Annotated in this window: 19 protein-coding genes; 15 read left to right on the top strand and 4 right to left on the bottom strand. The window is 68.0% G+C overall.

The genetic code is table 11. The features are described from left to right. Positions 1-4 precede the first annotated feature (4 nt). Genes LF41_RS15985 through otsA form a run of 4 tightly spaced genes read left to right on the top strand, consistent with a single transcriptional unit; the run spans position 5 to position 4,650 of the window. Positions 5-634: a BON domain-containing protein gene (locus tag LF41_RS15985; RefSeq protein ID WP_161786911.1), complete on the top strand. Its 630-nt coding sequence runs from the start codon at positions 5-7 to the stop codon at positions 632-634. A gap of 56 nt (positions 635-690) precedes the next feature. Beyond that, positions 691-1,488: a trehalose-phosphatase gene (gene otsB / locus LF41_RS03785; RefSeq protein ID WP_084073340.1), complete on the top strand. Its 798-nt coding sequence runs from the start codon at positions 691-693 to the stop codon at positions 1,486-1,488. Further along, on the top strand, positions 1,488-3,269 hold the full coding sequence (locus tag LF41_RS03780) for a glycoside hydrolase family 15 protein (protein WP_425599465.1): 1,782 nt from the start codon (positions 1,488-1,490) through the stop codon (positions 3,267-3,269). Before otsB ends, LF41_RS03780 begins: the two co-directional genes overlap by 1 nt. 16 nt (positions 3,270-3,285) lie before the next feature. Then, positions 3,286-4,650 carry an alpha,alpha-trehalose-phosphate synthase (UDP-forming) gene (gene otsA, locus LF41_RS03775; RefSeq protein ID WP_036166107.1) on the top strand — a complete coding sequence of 455 codons (1,365 nt, stop codon included), beginning with the start codon at positions 3,286-3,288 and terminating at the stop codon, positions 4,648-4,650. Position 4,651: 1 nt separating this feature from the next. Here the strand turns inward: otsA and trmL are convergent, their stop codons facing one another. From trmL to LF41_RS03760, 3 genes are all read right to left on the bottom strand, one after another. Beyond that, a complete protein-coding gene (trmL, locus tag LF41_RS03770) occupies positions 4,652-5,116 on the bottom strand; it encodes a tRNA (uridine(34)/cytosine(34)/5-carboxymethylaminomethyluridine(34)-2'-O)-methyltransferase TrmL (protein ID WP_036166106.1) in 465 nt (154 codons plus the stop codon). A 34-nt stretch (positions 5,117-5,150) separates the two neighbouring features. Then, positions 5,151-5,384 carry a hypothetical protein gene (locus tag LF41_RS03765; RefSeq protein ID WP_036166104.1) on the bottom strand — a complete coding sequence of 78 codons (234 nt, stop codon included), beginning with the start codon at positions 5,382-5,384 and terminating at the stop codon, positions 5,151-5,153. A gap of 135 nt (positions 5,385-5,519) precedes the next feature. Beyond that, positions 5,520-6,227 (bottom strand): SDR family oxidoreductase, encoded by a 708-nt coding sequence (locus tag LF41_RS03760; RefSeq protein ID WP_036166101.1) that lies wholly within the window; start codon positions 6,225-6,227, stop codon positions 5,520-5,522. Between the two features lie 102 nt (positions 6,228-6,329). Between LF41_RS03760 and LF41_RS03755 the strand changes: the two genes are divergently transcribed. From LF41_RS03755 to LF41_RS03705, 11 genes are all read left to right on the top strand, one after another. Continuing rightward, positions 6,330-9,236 (top strand): M16 family metallopeptidase, encoded by a 2,907-nt coding sequence (locus LF41_RS03755; RefSeq protein WP_052116107.1) that lies wholly within the window; start codon positions 6,330-6,332, stop codon positions 9,234-9,236. Further along, positions 9,236-9,544, top strand: a complete 309-nt coding sequence (locus tag LF41_RS03750; protein ID WP_036166098.1) for a DUF4156 domain-containing protein — start codon at positions 9,236-9,238, stop codon at positions 9,542-9,544. The genes LF41_RS03755 and LF41_RS03750 overlap by 1 nt, the downstream gene beginning before the upstream one ends. Before the next feature lie 206 nt (positions 9,545-9,750). Continuing rightward, positions 9,751-10,767, top strand: a complete 1,017-nt coding sequence (locus tag LF41_RS03745) for a 3-oxoacyl-ACP synthase III (protein WP_036166095.1) — start codon at positions 9,751-9,753, stop codon at positions 10,765-10,767. After that, positions 10,764-11,684 (top strand): alpha/beta fold hydrolase, encoded by a 921-nt coding sequence (locus LF41_RS03740; RefSeq protein WP_052116106.1) that lies wholly within the window; start codon positions 10,764-10,766, stop codon positions 11,682-11,684. The genes LF41_RS03745 and LF41_RS03740 overlap by 4 nt, the downstream gene beginning before the upstream one ends. After that, positions 11,681-13,324, top strand: coding sequence for an olefin beta-lactone synthetase (gene oleC, locus LF41_RS03735; RefSeq protein WP_036166093.1), 1,644 nt, complete (start codon positions 11,681-11,683; stop codon positions 13,322-13,324). The genes LF41_RS03740 and oleC overlap by 4 nt, the downstream gene beginning before the upstream one ends. Further along, on the top strand, positions 13,321-14,322 hold the full coding sequence (gene oleD / locus LF41_RS03730) for a 2-alkyl-3-oxoalkanoate reductase (RefSeq protein ID WP_036166090.1): 1,002 nt from the start codon (positions 13,321-13,323) through the stop codon (positions 14,320-14,322). Before oleC ends, oleD begins: the two co-directional genes overlap by 4 nt. 21 nt (positions 14,323-14,343) lie before the next feature. Beyond that, entirely contained in the window at positions 14,344-14,985 is a 642-nt protein-coding gene (locus LF41_RS03725; RefSeq protein WP_036166087.1) for a ubiquinone biosynthesis accessory factor UbiJ, read from the top strand. After that, on the top strand, positions 14,982-16,652 hold the full coding sequence (ubiB, locus tag LF41_RS03720; RefSeq protein ID WP_036166084.1) for a ubiquinone biosynthesis regulatory protein kinase UbiB: 1,671 nt from the start codon (positions 14,982-14,984) through the stop codon (positions 16,650-16,652). The genes LF41_RS03725 and ubiB overlap by 4 nt, the downstream gene beginning before the upstream one ends. After that, positions 16,616-17,374 (top strand): pseudouridine synthase, encoded by a 759-nt coding sequence (locus LF41_RS03715; RefSeq protein WP_084073325.1) that lies wholly within the window; start codon positions 16,616-16,618, stop codon positions 17,372-17,374. The genes ubiB and LF41_RS03715 overlap by 37 nt, the downstream gene beginning before the upstream one ends. A gap of 13 nt (positions 17,375-17,387) precedes the next feature. Further along, positions 17,388-17,813, top strand: a complete 426-nt coding sequence (arfB, locus tag LF41_RS03710) for an alternative ribosome rescue aminoacyl-tRNA hydrolase ArfB (protein ID WP_036166081.1) — start codon at positions 17,388-17,390, stop codon at positions 17,811-17,813. 20 nt (positions 17,814-17,833) lie between these two features. Beyond that, positions 17,834-18,448 (top strand): lysophospholipid acyltransferase family protein, encoded by a 615-nt coding sequence (locus LF41_RS03705; RefSeq protein WP_036166078.1) that lies wholly within the window; start codon positions 17,834-17,836, stop codon positions 18,446-18,448. A gap of 3 nt (positions 18,449-18,451) precedes the next feature. On the opposite strand, the gene LF41_RS03700 is transcribed toward LF41_RS03705, so the two are convergent. Next, entirely contained in the window at positions 18,452-19,426 is a 975-nt protein-coding gene (locus LF41_RS03700) for a LysR family transcriptional regulator (protein WP_237577621.1), read from the bottom strand. Between the last annotated feature and the right edge of the window lie 67 nt (positions 19,427-19,493).

Below are 19,493 nucleotides of genomic sequence, written 5' to 3'. Positions count from 1 at the left end.
CGTCATGCCGCGCGACACGTCCGGCGATTCGCATCGCAGCCACATCGAGCACCGCGACCCCCGCATGGCCCATCGGCCGCACGACGAAGACGTGCGCATCGACCGCCGCGACCGCGACATCTACGACGGGCTCCCGTCGGTCACCAACCGCAACTTCTCCCCCGTCAGCCAGGGCGACGGTTTCGGCTACGCCGGGCAGGGCGGCTACGGGGACAACGTCGAACAGCAGGGCTACAAGGGCGTCGGGCCCACGGACCGCTGGCGCACGGACGCGCGCATCGAAGAGTTGTTGCATGTCCACCTGACCGACGCCGATTCGATCAACGCCACCGCCGTGATCGTGGCGGTGAGCGAAGGCAACGTCACGCTCAACGGATGGGTTCCCGAGCGGAAAATGAAACACGAAGCCGAAGAGCTGGCCTGGAACATCGCGGGCGTGAAGGACGTGACCAACCGCATCACCATCGGCGAGTCGCCCGATGCGCTCGGCAAGCCGGGCGAGGCGATGCGTTCGGGCGGGGATCAGCAGGGCAGTGGTTTTTCCAGCTCGCAGCGCGTCGACATCTCCGACACTGCGCTCGGCGACGAGGATGAAGACGCCACCGGCAACGACCGGACCAACGGCAGGACGTGACGCGCACTCACATCGCGTCCACCCCGGGCTCACGGCGGTTCGGGAGAATGGAGCGGATGGAATCGCGTGACGTGCCCTTGACCGAGGGCGGCTTGCCGTTGCCGCCGTCGCCCGCGCCCGACTGGGCCTTGTTCCTCGATGTCGATGGATGCCTGCTGGACTTCGCGCAGCATCCTTCGCAAGTGGTCGTGCCCGTGCACCTGCAGCGCGACATCGTGCGCCTGTCCGATCTGCTCGGCGGTGCGCTCGCACTGGTGAGCGGACGGTCGCTGGAATCGATCGACGAGATGTTCGGTGAATTGCGCGCGCTTCCCGCGGCGGGCATGCACGGATTGGAACGCCGCGAACCCGACGGCCGCCGGACATTCCCGCCGATCGCGCCGCAAGCCTTGGATGGCGTGTACGCCGAGGCGCGGCAGTTGGCGATGAGCCATCCGGGCGCGATCATCGAACGCAAGGGCCCCAACCTGGCGCTGCATTGGCGTGCCGCGCCCGAAGCGCGCGATGCATTGCGCGCCTTCGCCGCGGCTGCGCTGCGTGTGTTGCCCGACTATCGCGCGCAGGGCGGCGACATGGTGCTCGAACTGCGGCCGGGTGGATCGTCCCCCGACAAAGGCACGGCGGTCGAAGGCTTCATGGCGCAAGCGCCGTTCCGTGGCCGCACGCCGGTGTTCGTCGGCGACGACCTCACCGACGAACACGCCTTCTCGATCGTCAACGCGTGCGAAGGATTCAGCGTGCTCGTCGGCGATCGCCATCCGAGCGCCGCGCGTTGGCGTCTTCCGAATCCCGCCGCGGTGCGCGACTGGCTCGCACGCGCAACGCTCGGCGCCCACGATGGAGTGCACGCATGATCCGGCCGTCGAACCTCGACCTGGGCGTCATCGGCAACGGCACGTTCGGTGCGTTGCTCGATTCCACCGGCACGGTGGTGTGGTGCTGCCTGCCTGCATTCGACGGCGACCCGGCGTTCTGTTCGCTGCTCTCGCCCAAGCGCGATGGCGGGATGTGGTCGGTGGAAATCGAACACTTCGCCGGCAGCGAGCAACAGTACATCCCCAACACCGCCATCCTGCGCACCATCCTGCGCGACAAGCATGGCGGCGCGGTGGAAATCACCGACTTCGCGCCGCGCTGGCGCCACTACAACCGCCTGTACCGGCCCGTCGGCCTCTATCGCCGCGTGCGCCCGATCGCGGGCGCGCCGCGCATCCGCATCAAGCTGCAGCCGCTCGCCGACTGGGGCGCGCGCGAACCCGAGCGCACCTGGGGCAGCAACCACATGCGCTGGTTGTTGCCGGGGCACGTGCTGCGGTTGACCACCGATCTGTCGTTGCGCCTGCTGCGCGACGAGCTGCCGTTCGTGCTGGATCGGGAACTGCATTTCGTGCTCGGCCCCGACGAGACGTTGACGCAACCCATCGCCGCCTACATCCGCGACGCCGAAGAACGCACGATGATCTACTGGCGCGAATGGACGCGTTACCTCTCCATTCCGCTGGAATGGCAGGACGCGGTGATCCGCAGCGCGATCACGCTGAAGCTGTGCCAGTACGAAGACACCGGCGCGATCATCGCCGCGATGACCACGTCCATCCCCGAAGCGCCGCACACGCAGCGCAACTGGGATTACCGGTATTGCTGGCTGCGCGACGCGGCCTTCGTGGTGCGCGCGCTCAACCGCCTGGGCGCGACGGCGACGATGGAGGAATACATCCGCTACATCTTCAACCTCGTCACCGGTGAGCGCGCGGACCTGCAACCGGTGTACGGCATCGGCTTCGAGGCGGCGCTGCACGAAGACGAGGCCGAAGCGCTCGAAGGCTATCGCGGCATGGGCCCGGTGCGCGTCGGCAACCTGGCCTGGAAGCAGGTGCAGCACGATGTCTACGGCAGCGTGATGCTCGCCTCGACGCAATTGTTCTTCGACCAGCGCCTGCAACAACCGGGCGATGCGTCGACGTTTTCGCGGCTGGAACCCCTCGGCGAACAGGCCTGGTTGATGCACGACCAGCCTGACGCCGGGTTGTGGGAGTTCCGCGGCCGCACGTCGGTCCACACATACTCGTCGGTCATGTGTTGGGCCGCGTGCGACCGCCTCGCGAAGATCGCCGCCCGCTTCGGCATGGGCGATCGCGTGGAGCATTGGCGCGGTCGCGCCGATCGCATTCGCACGGCCATCCTCGACAATGCGTGGAACGAAGAACGCGGGCACTTCGCCGACGCCTTCGGCGGCGACCGGCTCGACGCGAGCCTGTTGCTGCTCGCCGACACCGGTTTCATCGACGCCGACGATCCGAAGTACGTCGCGACGGTGGAGGCCATCGGCAAGGGCCTGCGCCGCGGGCACGGCTTGTATCGCTACATCGCGCCCGACGATTTCGGCGCGCCGGAAACCAGCTTCACGATCTGCACGTTCTGGTACGTCGAGGCGCTCGCCGCGATCGGCCGCACCGAAGAAGCGCGCGCGTTGTTCGAGAGCGTGCTCGCGCGCCGCAATCCGCTCGGATTGTTGTCGGAAGATCTCGGCTTCGAGGATGGCGAGGCGTGGGGCAACTTCCCGCAGACCTACTCGCACGTGGGCCTGATCAGTGCCGCGATGCGCCTCTCGCGCCCGTGGCAGGAAGCCACGTGATGCCGGGCCGTCGACGATGAGTCGCCTGGTCGTCGTCGCCAACCGCGTCGCGATGCCGAACGAACATCGCGCCGGCGGGCTGGCCGTGGCGATGCGTGCAGCGCTGAAGGAGCACGGCGGCATGTGGTTCGGCTGGAGCGGCAAGCGGGTGCGCGATTCGTCGGGCACGCTGCACATGCTCGAGGACGGCAACACCACGTATTGCACGATGGACCTGTCGGTCGAGGACTTCGATCACTACTACAACGGCTTCGCGAACCGCACGCTCTGGCCGCTGCTGCATTTCCGCCTCGACCTCGTCGATTACCGGCGCGACACGCAGGATGGCTACCGCCGCGTCAACGCGTTGTTCGCCGAGAAGCTCGCGGGACAATTGCGCAAGGACGATATCGTCTGGGTGCACGACTACCACATGATCCCGCTCGCGCAGCGCCTGCGCGAACTGGGCGTCGGCAATCGCATCGGGTTCTTCCTGCACGTGCCGATGCCCTCGTCGGACCTGCTCGCCGCGTTGCCCAACCACGAAGTGTTGTTCGGTGCGCTCGCGGCCTACGACCTGGTCGGCTTCCAGACCGAGCGCGACCTGGACCGCTTCCAGAGTTACATCCGCCTCTATCTCGGCGGGAAGACCTTCGCCGATGGCCGCATGCGCATGGCCGACGGCCGCGAGTTCCGCGCAGGCGCGTTCCCGATCAGCATCGACACCGAGCACATCGCACGCCAGGCGAAGGCGGCGAGCACGCGGGCGTCGGTGCTGCGATTGCGCGAGAGCCTGGGCAGCCGCGTGCTCGCGATCGGCGTGGATCGCCTGGACTACTCGAAGGGATTGCCGGACCGCTTCCGCGCATTCGAACGCTTCCTCGACCGCTACCCCGAGATCCACGGACAAATCACGTACCTGCAACTGGCGCCGGTTTCCCGCAGCGAAGTGCCGGAGTACCAGGCATTGCGGCGCGAACTCGAAGGCCTCGCGGGCCACATCAACGGCCGCCACGCCGCGCCGGACTGGACGCCGGTGCGTTATGTCAATCGCGATTTCTCGCATGGCGTGCTCACGGGCTTCTATCGCAGCGCCGACATCGGGTTGGTGACGCCGCTGCGCGACGGCATGAACCTCGTCGCGAAAGAGTTCGTCGCATCGCAGGATCCGAAGACACCGGGCGTGCTCGTGCTGTCGCGATTCGCGGGCGCGGCGGCGGAAATGAAGGAAGCGTTGCTGGTGAATCCCTACGACCTCGACGGCGTCGCCGACGCGCTCGCGCAGGCGCACGCGATGCCGGCCGCCGAACGCAGGGAACGCTGGGAGGCGCTGCACAAACGCCTGAAGCGCCACGACATCACGCTGTGGCGGCACAAGTTCCTCGAAGCGCTGGTGGCCTAGGCTAGGCGCCGCCGGCGTAACCGAGTTGGCGCCAGGCCTCGAACACGACGACGGCGACCGCGTTCGACAGATTGAGGCTGCGGTTGTTCGGTTGCATCGGCAGGCGCAAGCGATGCGGTTCCGGCACCTGCGACAGGACGTCCTCGGGCAGGCCGCGCGTTTCCGGGCCGAAGAGGAAGGCATCGCCCTCGACATATGCCGGCGCGTCGAACCGCGTGCGGCCGCGCGTGCTCAAAGCGAACAGGCGCTTGGGCGCGATCGCGGCCAACGCATCGGCGAGCGACTCGTGGACTTTCAGCGGCGCGTACTCGTGGTAGTCCAGGCCCGCGCGGCGGAGCTGCGCATCGTCGAGGGAGAAACCGAGCGGGCGGATGAGGTGCAAGCGTGCGCCGGTGTTGGCGCACAGGCGGATCACGTTGCCGGTGTTCGGCGGGATCTCGGGTTGATACAGGACGACATCGAACATCCGCGCATTGTGCGACGGATCGAATCGAAAGCGATCAACCCTTGCCGACCGGGATCTGCACCTTGCGCAGGACGTGCAGTGCGCCCGGCAGCATCGAATGGAAATCGACGCGGCGTTCCACCGGAGCGACGGCCTTCGCGGCGGCGGCGGCGACGCAGTCCTCCGACGGTGCGGCGGCGCCCGCGGGCGCGACCGCGCCGACGAGGATCAGCAGGCCGGCGACGGGGAGGGCGAGCAGGCCGCGCTTGAGCTGCAGTTGGAGGGACATGGCGAACTCCTTTCGAACCGCCGGACGGTGGTGTCCGGATATCCCTTTAGATGCACGAGGCGTGCCAATGGTTAACACCTTGATTCGAAACGTATCGTCGGAGGCGAAGCCGGTGTCCGCGGACGTCCGCGCCCCTCACCACGCCATCGGCTGTCCGCGCCAGTCGAGGAACCGGCCACTGTCGGCGTCCCCGAGGCCGGCGATCGTTTCCAGCAAGCCCGCCGCCGATTCCTCGGGCGCGAGTTCGCCGCCGGCGCCACCCATGTCGGTGCGGACCCAGCCGGGGCTCAACGCGACGACCGTGATGCCGCGCGGCTTCAGCGCCAGCGCCAGTTGCACCGTCGCCATGTTCTGCGCGGCCTTGCTCATCGAGTAGCTCGGCGAGCGGAATTCCGTGCGCCCGGCGAACGACGCCATCTGCGTGGAGATGTTCGCCACGCGCGCGCCATCGGCCAGCAATTTCTCCACGGCCTGCACGAGCAGCAGCGGGCCGATCGCGTTGATGCGCAGGCTGTCTTCGAGGATGTCGGCGTGCAACTTTCCCCAGCGCTCGCCGCTGTGCAGCACGCCGGCGTTGTTGATCATCAGGTCGATCGACGCGCCGTCGAGCACGAGCGGCAACTCGCGCGCCAGCTCGTCGCGCGATTTCTCCGATGCCACATCGAGAGGAAGCACATGCAGGCGCCCGGGGTATTGCCCCGTGAGCGTATTCAGCGCGGTGGCCTTGCCGGGATGGCGCGCGGTGGCGACGACGCGGTCGCCGCGCGCGAGCAGGCCGCGCACCAATGCGAGCCCCAGCCCGCGATTGGCGCCGGTAACGAGGCTGTGGGCGGGCGTGGCCATGCGCATCCTTGTCGGTGTGCCGTCCGGCCTAGTGTATCGGCGGCGGGCGCGGGCTAGGATCGAGGGTCTGCACGATCGCCCATTTCCCGGAGCCACATTCGCATGATATCGACCCGCAGGACGCGCGCCGCCCGTCATTCCCGCCCCTTCGCCACCGGCGCCCTCGCGCTCGCGCTGTCCGTCGCCCTCGGCGGGGCGGCCTTCGCGCCCGCGCCCGTGCAGGCGAAGACGCCGGCTGCCTCCAGCGTCGACATCCCCTTCGAAACCTTCACGCTGCCCAACGGCCTGCGCGTGGTGGTGCACACCGATCGCAAGGCGCCGATCGTCGCGGTCAACCTCTGGTACCACGTCGGCAGCAAGGATGAGCCCTCGGGCCGCAGCGGATTCGCGCACCTGTTCGAGCACCTGATGTTCAACGGGTCGGAAAACCACAAGGGCGATTTCTTCCCGCCGCTGGAAACCGTCGGCGCCACCGACCTCAACGGCACGACCAACACCGACCGCACCAACTATTTCGAGAACGTCCCCACCACCGCGCTCGACACCGCGCTGTGGATGGAGTCCGACCGCATGGGCCACCTGCTCGGCGCGATCGACCAGCCGACGCTCGACGAGCAGCGCGGCGTGGTGCAGAACGAAAAGCGCCAGGGCCAGAACCAGCCCTACGGCCAGGTGTGGGAAGTCCTGCAGAAGACGATGTATCCGGCAGGCCATCCGTACCACCACACCACGATCGGATCGATGAACGATCTGAACGCGGCGAAGCTCGACGACGTCAAGACCTGGTTCCGTACCTGGTACGGCCCGAACAACGCCGTGCTCGTGCTCGCCGGCGACATCGACCTGGCCACGGCGAAGCAGAAGGCCGCCGAATTCTTCGGCGACATCCCCGCCGGCCCGTCGATGGCGCAACCGAAGATCGATCCGGCCCGCCGCACGCAGACCACGCGCGCGACGATGGAAGACAAGGTCCCGCAGACGCGCATCTACCGCGTGTGGAACGTCGCCCAGTACGGCGCGGCCGATGTCGAACGCCTGCAGTTGCTCGCGCAGGTGCTCGGCGGCAGCAAGTCGTCGCGCCTGGACAAGCGCCTGCTGTTCGACGACAAGACCGTCGACAGCGTGTCGGCGTACGTCGATGCGTCGCAGCTGGGTTCGAACTTCCTCATCCAGGCCGACGTGAAGCAGGGCGTGGACGAGGCGAAGGTGGAAGCGGCGATCGACGAGGAGCTCAAGCGCCTGATCGCGCAGGGCCCGACGGCCGCGGAACTGGAACAGGCGCGCACCGTGTTCAAGGCCGGCTTCGTGCGCGGCATCGAGCGCATCGGCGGCTTCGGCGGCAAGGCCGACGCACTCGCCGAATGCGCGATCTACATGAACGACCCGGGTTGCTTCCGCGAGAGCCTGAAGACGATCGAGACCGCTTCGGTCGCCGACATCCAGAAGGCCGGCAAGGACTGGCTGTCGCAGGGCGACCACGTGCTCGTCGTGCAACCGGGCGCGCGCAAGGAACTGCCGGAAGACCCGGCAGGCACGCCGGCGCCGTTCGAATTGCCGAAGGCCGATCCGAAGTTCACCACGACCGCCAGCACGGTCGACCGCAGCAAGGGCGTGCCGATCACCGGCGACTACCCGTCGCTGAAGTTCCCGGCGCTGCAGCGCGGCACGCTCAGCAACGGCACGCAGGTGATCCTCGCCGAACGCCACGACGTGCCCGTCGTGCAGATGAGCTACATGTTCGGCGGCGGCTATGCGTCCGACCAGGGCAAGAAGCTCGGCACCTCCGGTTTCTCGATGGGCATGCTCGACGAAGGCGCGGGCGACATGGACGCGCTGGCGTTCGGCAACCGCGCCGAAGCGCTGGGCGCCAACCTCGGCGCGTCGGCGTCGCTGGACGGTGCGACCGCCTACCTGTCGGCGCTGAAGGAAAAGCTCGACCCGTCGCTCGACCTGTTCGCCACGATGCTGCGCAACCCGCGCTTCGACCAGAAGGAAATCGATCGCGTCAAGGCGACATGGATCGCCGGCATCAAGCAGGAGAAAGCCAAGCCGCAGGGCGCCGCGATGCGCGTGCTGCCGCCGCTGCTGTACGGCGACAACCATCCCTACGCGATTCCCTTCAGCGGCACGGGCACCGAAGCCTCGATCGGCTCGCTCACCCGGGAAGACCTGGTGAACTACCACCACGCGTGGGTGCGCCCGGACAATGCGACGCTCGTGATCGTCGGCGACACCACGCTGGCGCAGATCACGCCGCTGCTGGAGAAGAAGTTCGGCGACTGGAAGGTCGACGGCAGCGCGCCGAAGCTCGCCACGCCCGCGCAGGTCGCGCTGCCGAAGCAGCCGCGCGTGTACCTGATCGACCAGCCCGGCGCCGTGCAGGCCAACCTGTACGTCGGCCAGTTGCTGCCCTCGAGCAAGGACAGCGGTGCGATCAAGGTCGATTTCGCCAACAGCGTGCTGGGCGGCGAGTTCTCCTCGCGCCTCAACATGAACCTGCGCGAAGACAAGCACTGGGCGTACGGCGCGTACAGCATGGCGTCGAATGCCCTGGGCCAGCGTCCGTGGATGGCCTTCGCGCCGGTGCAGATCGACAAGACCGCCGAAGCGCTCGGCGAGCTGCGCCGCGAAATCACCGAGTACGCCAACGGCAAGGCGCCGCCGAAGGCCGAGGAGGTCACGCGCATCCAGAACACCGAGATCCGCGGCATGCCCGGTTCGTACGAAACCGCGGGCTCGGTCATGTCGACCATCGGCGGCATCGTGCGCTACGACCGCCCGGATGATTACGTCGCCAAGCGCATGCAGGAAGTCGAAGGGCTCGATGCCGCGCAGGTCGCGCAAGCGGCGAAGGCGATCGATCCGGATGCGTTGACGTATGTCGTCGTCGGCGATCTGTCGAAGATCGAGCAGCCGGTGCGCGCGCTGAACATCGGCGCGGTGTCGGTGGTCGATGCCGACGGCAAGCCGGTCGGCGCTTCGGCCACCGCCCCGGCGGCGAAGAAGTGATGCGCGCGAAGATCGTGGCGCTCGCCCTGGTGTGCACCCTTCCGGCGTGCACGTGGGTGCACATGGCGCCGGGCGCGAGCGCGGTAAAGGTCGTCACCGGCCAACCCGCGGGATGCGAGAAGCGCGGAGAGGTCGAGGTGTCGGTGAAGGACAGCGTCGCCTTCTACGACCGCAACGAGTTGCGCGTGCGGGACGAACTGGAAACGCTCGCGCGCAACGAGGCGCCCGGACTCGGCGCCGACACCGTGCAAGCGTTGGGTCCGCCGGCGGACGGCAGCCAGCGTTTCGCCGCGTGGAAGTGCCGCTGACGGTGTAACGGCCTGATGTAACGGCCGCTTCGCGCGGCCAGGGCCGGACGCCGTCCTCAACTTCATGAATCCCCGGGCCGTGCGCGGCCCGGGACCTGCATGGAACCGTGTGCAGCGGCGGTGAAGCCGGTATCCTGTCGTGCTCCGTGAACCGGCAATACGCCGCCGTACGCGGAAGTCCCGCTACTGACCGCAAGGCATCGCCCATGTTGTTCCAACACGTCGCCATCGCCGGCCTCGCCCACGTCGACGCGCCGCGTCGCCTGAGCTCGGACGAAATCAACGCCCGGCTCAAGCCCACGCTGGATCGCCTCAACATCAAGACCGACGTGCTGAAGGACGTCGCGGGCATCCATGCGCGCCGTTTGTGGGACGAAGGCATGCAGGCGTCCGACGCCGCCACGCTCGCGGCCGTCAAGGCGCTGGCCGATGCCGGCATCGATCCGGACAAGGTCGGCCTGCTGGTCAACACCTCGGTGAGCCGCGACTACCTGGAACCGTCGACCGCCTCCATCGTCAGCGGCAACCTCGGCCTGTCCGACCTGTGCCAGAACTTCGACGTGGCCAATGCGTGCCTGGCGTTCCTCAACGGCATGGACATCGCCAGCCGCATGATCGAGCGCGGCGAGATCGACTACGCGCTGGTCGTCGACGGCGAGACCGCGGACCTTGCGTACGAAAAGACCGTCGAGCGCCTGCTGCGCCTCGAAACGACGGAAGAAGAATTCAAGAACGAACTCGCGACGTTGACGCTGGGCTCCGGCGCCGCCGCGATGGTGCTCGCGCGTGCCGAACTCGCCCCGGGCGCGCCGCGCTACAAGGGCGGCGTGACGCGCGCGGCCACCGAGTGGAACAAGCTGTGCCGCGGCAACCTCGACCGCATGGTCACCGACACGCGCATGCTGCTGATCGAAGGCCTGAAGCTCGCGCAGAAGACGTGGGCCGCGGCGAAGATCGCGCTGGGCTGGGTCGCCGACGAGATGGACGAATTCGTCATCCACCAGGTCAGCCAGGTGCACACCGCCGCCTTCGTGAAGGCCTTCGGCATCAACCCGAAGAAGGTGCTGACCATCTTCAACGAGCACGGCAACATCGGCCCGGCCTCGGTGCCGATCGTGTTGTCGAAGCTGCGCGAGATGGGCCGCTTGAAGAAGGGCAGCCGCGTGGCGCTGCTGGGCATCGGCTCGGGCCTGAATTGCTCGATGGCCGAAGTCGTCTGGTGAAGCGGGACGGCACGCCGTTTTCGGGCGGCGCGTTTCCCGACTACCCCTTCCAACCGCAGCGGATCGACATCCGCGACGGCATCGCGCTGTCGTACCTCGACGAAGGCCCGCGCGAGGGCGAAGTCATCGTCATGCTCCATGGCAATCCGTCGTGGAGCTATTACTGGCGGCATCTCGTGCTCGGGTTGCGCGATCGGTATCGCTGCATCGTGCCGGACCACGTCGGCATGGGGTTGTCGGACAAGCCGGATGACGCGGCGTACCGCTACACGCTGCAGTCGCGCGTCGACGATGTGGATGCATTGCTGGCCCAGCTCGGCATCGACGGCCCGGTAACGCTCGCCGTGCACGATTGGGGCGGCATGATCGGCATGGGCTGGGCGATGCGCCACGCCGAACGCGTGAAGCGCTGGGTGGTGCTCAACACCGCGATGTTCACGCTGCCGACGGACAAGCCGATGCCATGGCAGTTGTCGCTCGGGCGCGATACGAAACTCGGTGCGCTGGCGATCCGCGGGTTCAATGCCTTCTCGGGCATCGCCTCGTACGTGGGCGTCGACCGCCGCATGCCGGCCGCCGTGCGTCGCGCGTACGTCGCGCCGTACGACACGTGGGCCAATCGCATCGCGACGCTCCGCTTCGTGCAGGACATTCCGCTGAAGCCGGGCGACGCCGCGTGGGATCTCGTGTCCGCAGGCGGCCGCGCTTTGCCGACGTTCGCCGATCGTCCCGCCTACATCGGTTGGGGGCTGCGCGACTTCGTGTTCGACAAGCATTGCCTCGACGAATTCACGCGCGCCTGGCCGAATGCGCAAGTGCACGCATTCGACGACGCCAATCACTACGTGCTGGAAGACAAGCACGAGGTCCTCGTGCCGGAGATCCGCACGTTCCTCGATGCGCACCCGCTGACGTGAGCGCCGCCTGCAACATCGCCGCCTCGTTGCCCGCGCTCGCGCGCGCGCGCGGCGAGCAGGTCGCGATGCGTTGTCCCGGCCGCGACGGGCGTTACGACGTCGCGATCACCTACGCGGACCTGGATCGCCGCAGCGATGCGATCGCCGCGGGCCTGGGCAAGCGCGGGATCGTGCGCGGCACGCGCACCGTCGTGATGGTGCGCCCGACGCCCGAATTCTTCCTGTTGATGTTCGCGTTGTTCAAGGCCGGCGCCGTGCCGGTGCTCGTGGACCCGGGCATCGACAAGCGCGCGCTGAAGCGATGCCTCGACGAAGCGGAACCCGATGCGTTCATCGGCATTCCGCTCGCGCACTTCGCACGCACCTTGCTGGGATGGGCGCGCAGTGCGCGCATCCGCGTCACCACCGGCCGCCGCGCGCTGCTATCCGATGCGACGCTCGCCGACGTCGAACGCGATGGCGCGAATGCCGGCCCGCAACTCGCCGACACACAACCGGACGACATCGCCGCGATCCTCTTCACCAGCGGATCGACGGGCGTGCCGAAGGGCGTGGTGTATCGCCATCGGCACTTCGTCGCGCAGGTCGAAATGTTGCGTGATGCCTTCGGGCTCGCGCCCGGCGGCGTGGACCTGCCGACGTTTCCGCCGTTCGCGTTGTTCGATCCCGCGCTGGGCGTGACATCGATCATTCCCGACATGGATCCCACGCGGCCGGCGCAGGCCGATCCGCGGCGCCTGCTGCAAGCCATCGAACGCTTCGGCGTGACCCAGTTGTTCGGATCTCCGGCGCTCGTCGGCGTGCTCGCGAGGCATGGCGCGCATCTGCCCACGGTGAAGCGCGTGTTGTCGGCCGGCGCGCCCGTGCCGGCCGATGTGGTCGCGCGCATGCGCGATCTGCTGCCAGGCGACGCGCAACTGTGGACACCTTACGGCGCAACGGAATGCCTGCCCGTCAGCGTGATCGAGGGTCGCGAACTCCAATCCACCCGCGAAGCGACCGAACGCGGCGCGGGCACGTGCGTCGGCCTTCCCGTCGCGCCGAACGAAGTCCGCATCATCCGCATCGACGACGATGCGATCGCGCAGTGGTCGGACGCGTTGTTGGTGAAACAAGGGCAGATCGGCGAGATCACCGTCGCAGGTCCCACGGCCACGGATGCCTATTTCCGTCGCGACGACGCAACACGACTGGCGAAGATCCGCGAAGCCACGCCGGATGGCGAGCGCATCGTGCATCGCATGGGCGACCTGGGCTGGATCGACGGGGAAGGGCGCCTGTGGTTCTGCGGGCGCAAGACGCATCGCGTCGTGATGGCCGATGGCACGACGCTCTACACCGAGCAGGTCGAACCGATTTTCAATGCAGCGTTCCGCGGCATGCGCACGGCGCTCGTCGGCGTCGGGCCGAAGGGCGCGCAACGCCCCGTGCTGTGCTACGAGGTGCCGAAGGACGTCGGGCACAACGCGGCGGATCTGCCGGGCGAACTGCGCCACTTCGCCGAAGGCCGCGTGCACACCGCGAAGATCCACCATTTCCTGCCGCATCCGGGGTTCCCCGTCGACATCCGCCACAACGCGAAGATCGGCCGCGAGAAACTCGCGGCGTGGGCGACCAGGCAGTTGGAGAAGCGCGCATGAAGATCCTCGTGACCGGCGGGGGCGGATTCCTCGGCCAGGCGTTGTGCCGCAACCTCGTCGAACGCGGGTTCGAGGTCACGAGCTTCAATCGCGGCCGCTATCCCGCACTCGACGCAATGGGCGTGTCGCAGGTGCAGGGCGACCTCGCCGATCGCGACGCGCTGCTGCGCGCGTCCGAAGGCGCGGGTGCGATCTTCCACAACGCGGCGAAGGCCGGCGCGTGGGGGGCATACGATGACTACTTCAGGGCGAATGTCATCGGCACGCGCAACGTGCTCGACGCATGCCGCACGCACGGCATCGGACGCCTGGTCTACACCTCGACGCCGAGCGTGACGCATCGCGCCACGCATCCGGTCGAAGGCGGCACCGCGGACACCGTGCCTTACGGCAGGGGCTTCAAGGCGCCGTACGCGACGACGAAGACGATCGCCGAACAGGACGTGCTCGCGGCGAACGACGCGACGCTCGCGACCATCGCATTGCGTCCGCGCCTGATCTGGGGTCCCGGCGACAACCAGCTCGTGCCGCGCCTGGCCGATCGCGCGCGCGCCGGGCGCCTGCGCATCGTGGGCAGCGGTGCGAACCTGATCGACACGACGTTCATCGACAACGCAGCGCAGGCGCACGTCGATGCGTTCCATCACCTCGTGCCGGGCGCACCATGCGCAGGCCGGGCGTACTTCATCAGCAACGGCGAGCCGATGCCGGTCGCCGAACTCGTCAACGCGCTGCTGGATGCAGTGGGCGCGCCCAAGGTCGACAAGCACCTGTCCTTTCGTACCGCCTATGCGATCGGCGCGGTGTGCGAAGCGGCCTGGACCGTGCTGCCCCTGCGCGGCGAGCCGCCGCTGACCCGCTTCCTCGCCGAACAGCTCGCCACGGCGCACTGGTACGACATGGGGCCGGCGACGCGCGATTTCGGCTACGTCCCCAAGGTCACCATCGCCGAAGGCCTGCAGCGCCTGGCCGACGCGCACGCACGCGCGCAACGATAGCCCTCCGCTAGAATCGCGGGCATGACCCCCGACGGCCCTGCCTTCAATTGGCGCCTCCACGCAGGACGCGCGCTGGAAGCCGCGCTCAATCGCGCGCTCGCGCTCGACCCCGAGACGCGCGCCGCGCTCAAGCCGCTCGATGGCCGTCGCATCCAACTCGCGGTGGAATCGCCGGCGCTGGCCGCGGAGATCCGCGTCGAGGGCGAACGCCTCGTCGTCGGCCCCGCGGATACCGCGCGCGAGCCCGACCTCGGCGTGCGCGGCACGCTCGGCGGGCTGATCGCGCAATTGCCGTTCTTCAAGCGGGACGACGCACCGCCCGTTGGCCGCGTGCGCGTGTCGGGCGACGCGGATCTCGCGCGCCGCCTGCAACGCATGGCCGAGCGCTTCGATCCGGATTGGCAGCAACCGTTCGTGACGGTCTTCGGCGAAATTCTCGGCGTGCAGATCGCCAAGGGCGTCGCGGCCGCGTTGCGCGAAGCGAAGGCCGCCGGCCAGAGCGTCGCCGGCAGCGCGGCGGAATATCTCACCGAGGAATCGCGCGATGTCGTGGCGAAGGACGAGTTGCATGCGTTCCTCGATGACGTCGATGGCGTGCGCGACGACGTCGAGCGCCTCGCCGCGCGCGTGCAACGTCTCCAGTCGCGCCGGGGAACGGCATGACGCCGGTCCTGCGCGCCGCGCGCATCGGCCGCGTGTTGTTGCGCTATCGCCTCGACGACCTGTTGGACGACACGCCGGCCGAGCGTTGGCTGCGCCTGATGCGTCCGTTCGTGCCGCGCGCCTCGCGCGAGATCGCGGCGCAACCGCGCGGCGTCCGGCTGCGCCTGGCGTTGCAGGAACTCGGGCCGATCTTCGTGAAGTTCGGGCAGATCCTGTCGACGCGCCGCGACCTCGTGCCGCCGGATGTCGCGCAAGAACTCACGTATCTGCAGGATCGCGTCGCGCCGTTCGATGGTCAGACCGCGCGCGCGCTGGTCGAACAATCGCTGGGCCGTCCCATCGGCGTGGCGTTCGCGAGTTTCGACACCACGCCGCTCGCGTCCGCGTCGATCGCACAGGTGCATCCGGCGACGCTGCCCGCCGTCGGCGACGCGCCGCCGCGCGAAGTCGTCGTCAAGGTGCTGCGGCCCGACATCGAGAAGCAGATCTCCGCGGACATCTCGCTGCTCAAATCCATCGCGGCGCTGGTCGACCGCACGCATCCGAGCGCCGACAAGATCCGCCCGCGCGAGATCGTCGCGGAAATCGAGAACACGCTGGCGGCCGAACTCGACCTGCAGCGCGAAGCGGCGAACGCCTCGGTGCTGCGCCGCAATTGGCTCGACTCGAATGACCTCTACGTCCCTGAGCCCATCTGGTCGCACACCGCGCAGCGCGCGTTGACGATGGAACGCGTGCACGGCATCCCGAGCGACGACATCGCCGCGCTCGACGCCGCCGGCATCGACCGCAAGGCGCTCGCGGCCAAGGGCGTGCGCGTGTTCTACACGCAGGTCTTCCGCGACAATTTCTTCCACGCCGACGCGCACGCCGGCAATATCTGGGTCGATGCGACGCGCAAGTCCGATCCGCGGTTCATCGCGCTCGACTTCGGCATCATGGGGCAGCTCTCCAGCGAGGATCAGTACTACCTCGCGGAGAACTTCATGGCGATCTTCAACCGCGACTACCGCCGCATCGCCGAGTTGCACGTGCAGGCCGGGTGGATGCCCTCGCACATCCGCATCGACGAGCTCGAAGCCGCCGCGCGCGCGGTGTGCGAGCCGTACTTCACGCGGCCGTTGTCGGAGATCTCGCTCGCCGAGGTGCTGCTGAAATTGTTCCGCACCGCGCAGCGTTACGAACTCACCCTGCAACCCCAGTTGATCCTGCTGCAGAAGACGCTGCTGAACATCGAAGGCGTCGGCCGCCAGCTGGATCCGAACATCGACATCTGGGCCGTCGCGCGCCCCGTGCTCGAGCGCATCCTCGTCGACCGCTACAGCCCGCAGCAGCTGATGGCCGAATTCCGCAAGCGCCTGCCCGAGATGGTGACGCGCGCGCCGGAGATGCCGCGCCTGCTGCACGCGTGGCTGACGCAACAGGTCGAAGGCCAACATGCGCTGCAGATGCGCTCGCAGGACATCCGCGACCTCACCCAGATGATCCGCGGCGCGCAACGCCGCATGATTTCCGCGGTGCTGGGCACCGGCCTGCTGATCGTTGCCGCCGTGCTCTACGGACTGGAAGCCGGCGGCCCGCGCATCGGCGGCGTGCCCGCGGCCGTGTGGATCGCCGGCCTGGGCGGCGCATGGGCGCTGCTGGCGGCCTGGCCGCGCAGGAAGTGATGGACGCGGTGGGCGAGGCGCCGTCGGCGCTGGCAGTGGTCTATTGCGACCAGCACCTCGCGGTCGTCGACAAACCCGCCGGCCTCATGGTCCACGACTCCGCGCTCGCGCGCGGCGAGACGGATTTCGCCGCCGATCGCCTGCGCGAACAATTCGGCAAGCCCATCTTCCTCGTGCATCGCCTCGACCGTGCGACGAGTGGTTGTTTGTTGCTCGCGTTCGACCGGGAGATCGCCTCGGCGCTGGGCAAGACGCTGATGGCGCGCGACGTCGAGAAGGATTACATCGCGGTCTGTCGCGGGTGGCCGGCAGAGGAACGCTTCGCCATCGAACATCCGCTCGACGGCGGGCCCGGCAAGCCGGTGAAGAAACCGGCGACGACGGCGTTCGAGCGCATCGCCACGTGCGAACTCGAATTCCCGTCCGCGCATTTCCCGACGTCGCGCTACGCGTTGCTGCGCGCGCATCCGCTGACGGGCCGGTTCCGCCAGATCCGCCGCCACCTCAAGCACGTCTCGCACCACTTGATCGGCGACACCAGCCACGGCGACGGGCGGCACAATCGCGCGTTCCGCATGCTCGGGATCCACCGCATGTTGCTGCATGCGCGGCGGCTGGCGTTCGACCATCCCGCCACGGGCGCGCGCATCGATGTGCGCGCGCCGTTCGATGCGGAATTCTCGAAGGCCCTCGCCCTCTTCGGCGCGGTCACCGACGCCTGATACAGTCGCGCCCATGCTGGAAATCGCTCCCGGACTCGACTTGCCCGACGAGGAACTCGTCGAACGCTTCGTGCGTTCGTCCGGGCCCGGTGGGCAGAACGTCAACAAGGTCGCCACCGCGGTCGAACTGCGCTTCGACATCGCCAACTCGCCGTCGCTGACGGAGCCCGTGCGCGCGCGCCTGCTCGCCAAGCGCGATCGCCGACTGACCGACGAAGGCGTGCTGGTCCTGAGCGCGCAGCGTTTCCGCACGCAGGACCGCAACCGCGAGGATGCGCGCGAACGCCTCGCCGCGTTCATCGCCAGTGGGTTGAAGGCGCCGAAAAAGCGCATCGCCACCAAGCCGTCCCGCGCCGCGAAGAAGCGCCGGCTGGACGAAAAGCGCGGGCGCAGTACGATCAAGGCCTCGCGTGGTGCACGCCGCACCTGGGACGAATGACGGCGCGGGGACACAAGGGAATGTCGCCAGAAATCCACAACACGCCCGGCCACGTGCTGCCGTTGCCACCCTCGCTCCCGCGCGTGAAGCCCAATCGGTTCGCGCGCTGGGTCGGGCGCGCGCTGTTGCGGCTCGGCGGATGGCGGATGGTCGGCGCGTTCCCCGACCTGCCGCGCGTGGTGTTGATCGGCGCGCCGCATTCGTCGAACTGGGACGGTGTGTGGGGCTTCGCGGCAAAGCTCGCGCTCGGCCTGGACATCCGCATCCTCGGCAAGCACCAGCTCTTCTGGTGGCCGATGGGCCCGATCCTGCGCAAGCTCGGCGTCATCGCGGTGGACCGCAGCGCGGCCGCGGGCGTGGTCGAACAGGCCGCGGCGCTGATCACCTCGCACGAGAAGTTCTGGTTCGGCCTGGCGCCGGAAGGCACCCGCAAGCCTGTCGAACGCTGGAAGCCGGGGTTCTGGAAGATCGCGAAGGCCGCCGGCGTTCCTGTGGTGCCCGCGTATTTCCACTATCCCGATCGCATCATCGGCATCGGCCCGTTGTTCGAACTCACCGACGACATGCACGCCGACATCCAGCGCATCCGCGCGTGGTACCGCCCATGGCAGGGCAAGCACCACGGCACGCCGTAGCGGTCAGCGTTCGGAATGCCCGCCCTGGGCGAATTCGTCGGGCTGGATCAATTCAATGAACGCACGCGCCTGCGGGGAGAGGAACTTGCCCTTGCGCACTACCACGCCGTAGCTGCGCGAGGGGAAGTATTGCGCGAGCGAGCGCGCGGCCAGCCGCGTGCGATCGGCCTCGGTCAGGCAGATCGCGGTGACGATGCTGATCCCCAGGCCCATCGCGACGTATTGCTTGATGACTTCCCAGCCGCCGACTTCCAGCGCGACGGTGTAGGGCACGCGGTTCTGCTGGAACACCAGGTCGACGAGGCGATAGGTCGTCAGGCGCTTGGGCGGCAGGATGAGTCCGTACGGCGAGAGATCTTCGAGCCGCAGGTCCGCCTTGTGCGCGAGCGGATGGTCGGGCGGCATGATCAGCATCGGTTCGAAGCGATAGACCGGCATGTAGCGCAGGTCGGCGGGCACCTCGAGCATCGACCCGACGGCGAGGTCGACCGCATCGGTGCGGAGCAGGTCGAGCCCGCTCGCGCCGGTGACGTTGTGCAGGGTCAGGCGCACGTCGGACCGCCGCTGGCGGAAGGCTTCGACGATGCCGGGCAACAGATAGAGGATCGTCGACGAGCCCGCGGCGACGTTGAGTTCGCCGGCGTCGAGGCCCTGGACCTTGTCGTGGAAGACCGCGTCGAGGCCGTCGATCCCCTCGACCAGGGGTTTGGCCAGTTCGTAGAGGACCTGGCCTTCGCGGCTCGGCGTGAGACGCCGGCCGACGCGATCGAACAGCTTGACCCCCAGCTCGCGCTCAAGCGCCTGCAACTGGAGGGTGATCGCCGGCTGCGACACGTAGAGCGCCTCGGCCGCCCGTGAGACGGAGCCCAGCCGCGCGGTCTGGCAGAAGGCGCGAAGCGGCTTCAAACGATCCGCCTTGTAGGCGAATCGGGGGGCGGAGGGCTCGGAATCGGGCGGATTGCCCTGCATTTTGGCCATCATCCAGCCTTCATATAAGCGAGGCTTATCAATAGCATTGCGATAACTGTTTTGTCCAATACAGTAC

It is taken from the genome of Lysobacter dokdonensis DS-58, assembly GCF_000770795.1.
GTDB classification, from domain to species: Bacteria; Pseudomonadota; Gammaproteobacteria; order Xanthomonadales; family Xanthomonadaceae; genus Noviluteimonas; species Noviluteimonas dokdonensis.
The sequence above is the reverse complement of the archived record's forward strand: the minus strand, read 5'-3'. Positions and strand labels throughout refer to the sequence as shown.

What these genes read in the sequence shown, in the direction of transcription:
- arfB (WP_036166081.1), top strand. Translation starts at nt 17,388, where the DNA reads ATGCTGGAAATCGCTCCCGGACTCGACTTGCCCGACGAGGAACTCGTC.
- otsB (WP_084073340.1), top strand. Translation starts at nt 691, where the DNA reads ATGGAATCGCGTGACGTGCCCTTGACCGAGGGCGGCTTGCCGTTGCCG.
- LF41_RS03755 (WP_052116107.1), top strand. Translation starts at nt 6,330, where the DNA reads ATGATATCGACCCGCAGGACGCGCGCCGCCCGTCATTCCCGCCCCTTC.
- LF41_RS03705 (WP_036166078.1), top strand. Translation starts at nt 17,834, where the DNA reads ATGTCGCCAGAAATCCACAACACGCCCGGCCACGTGCTGCCGTTGCCA.
- LF41_RS15985 (WP_161786911.1), top strand. Translation starts at nt 5, where the DNA reads ATGCCGCGCGACACGTCCGGCGATTCGCATCGCAGCCACATCGAGCAC.
- trmL (WP_036166106.1), bottom strand. Translation starts at nt 5,116, where the DNA reads ATGTTCGATGTCGTCCTGTATCAACCCGAGATCCCGCCGAACACCGGC.
- ubiB (WP_036166084.1), top strand. Translation starts at nt 14,982, where the DNA reads ATGACGCCGGTCCTGCGCGCCGCGCGCATCGGCCGCGTGTTGTTGCGC.
- LF41_RS03725 (WP_036166087.1), top strand. Translation starts at nt 14,344, where the DNA reads ATGACCCCCGACGGCCCTGCCTTCAATTGGCGCCTCCACGCAGGACGC.
- LF41_RS03745 (WP_036166095.1), top strand. Translation starts at nt 9,751, where the DNA reads ATGTTGTTCCAACACGTCGCCATCGCCGGCCTCGCCCACGTCGACGCG.
- LF41_RS03715 (WP_084073325.1), top strand. Translation starts at nt 16,616, where the DNA reads ATGGGCGCTGCTGGCGGCCTGGCCGCGCAGGAAGTGATGGACGCGGTG.
- LF41_RS03700 (WP_237577621.1), bottom strand. Translation starts at nt 19,426, where the DNA reads ATGGCCAAAATGCAGGGCAATCCGCCCGATTCCGAGCCCTCCGCCCCC.
- LF41_RS03760 (WP_036166101.1), bottom strand. Translation starts at nt 6,227, where the DNA reads ATGGCCACGCCCGCCCACAGCCTCGTTACCGGCGCCAATCGCGGGCTG.
- oleD (WP_036166090.1), top strand. Translation starts at nt 13,321, where the DNA reads ATGAAGATCCTCGTGACCGGCGGGGGCGGATTCCTCGGCCAGGCGTTG.
- otsA (WP_036166107.1), top strand. Translation starts at nt 3,286, where the DNA reads ATGAGTCGCCTGGTCGTCGTCGCCAACCGCGTCGCGATGCCGAACGAA.
- LF41_RS03750 (WP_036166098.1), top strand. Translation starts at nt 9,236, where the DNA reads ATGCGCGCGAAGATCGTGGCGCTCGCCCTGGTGTGCACCCTTCCGGCG.
- LF41_RS03765 (WP_036166104.1), bottom strand. Translation starts at nt 5,384, where the DNA reads ATGTCCCTCCAACTGCAGCTCAAGCGCGGCCTGCTCGCCCTCCCCGTC.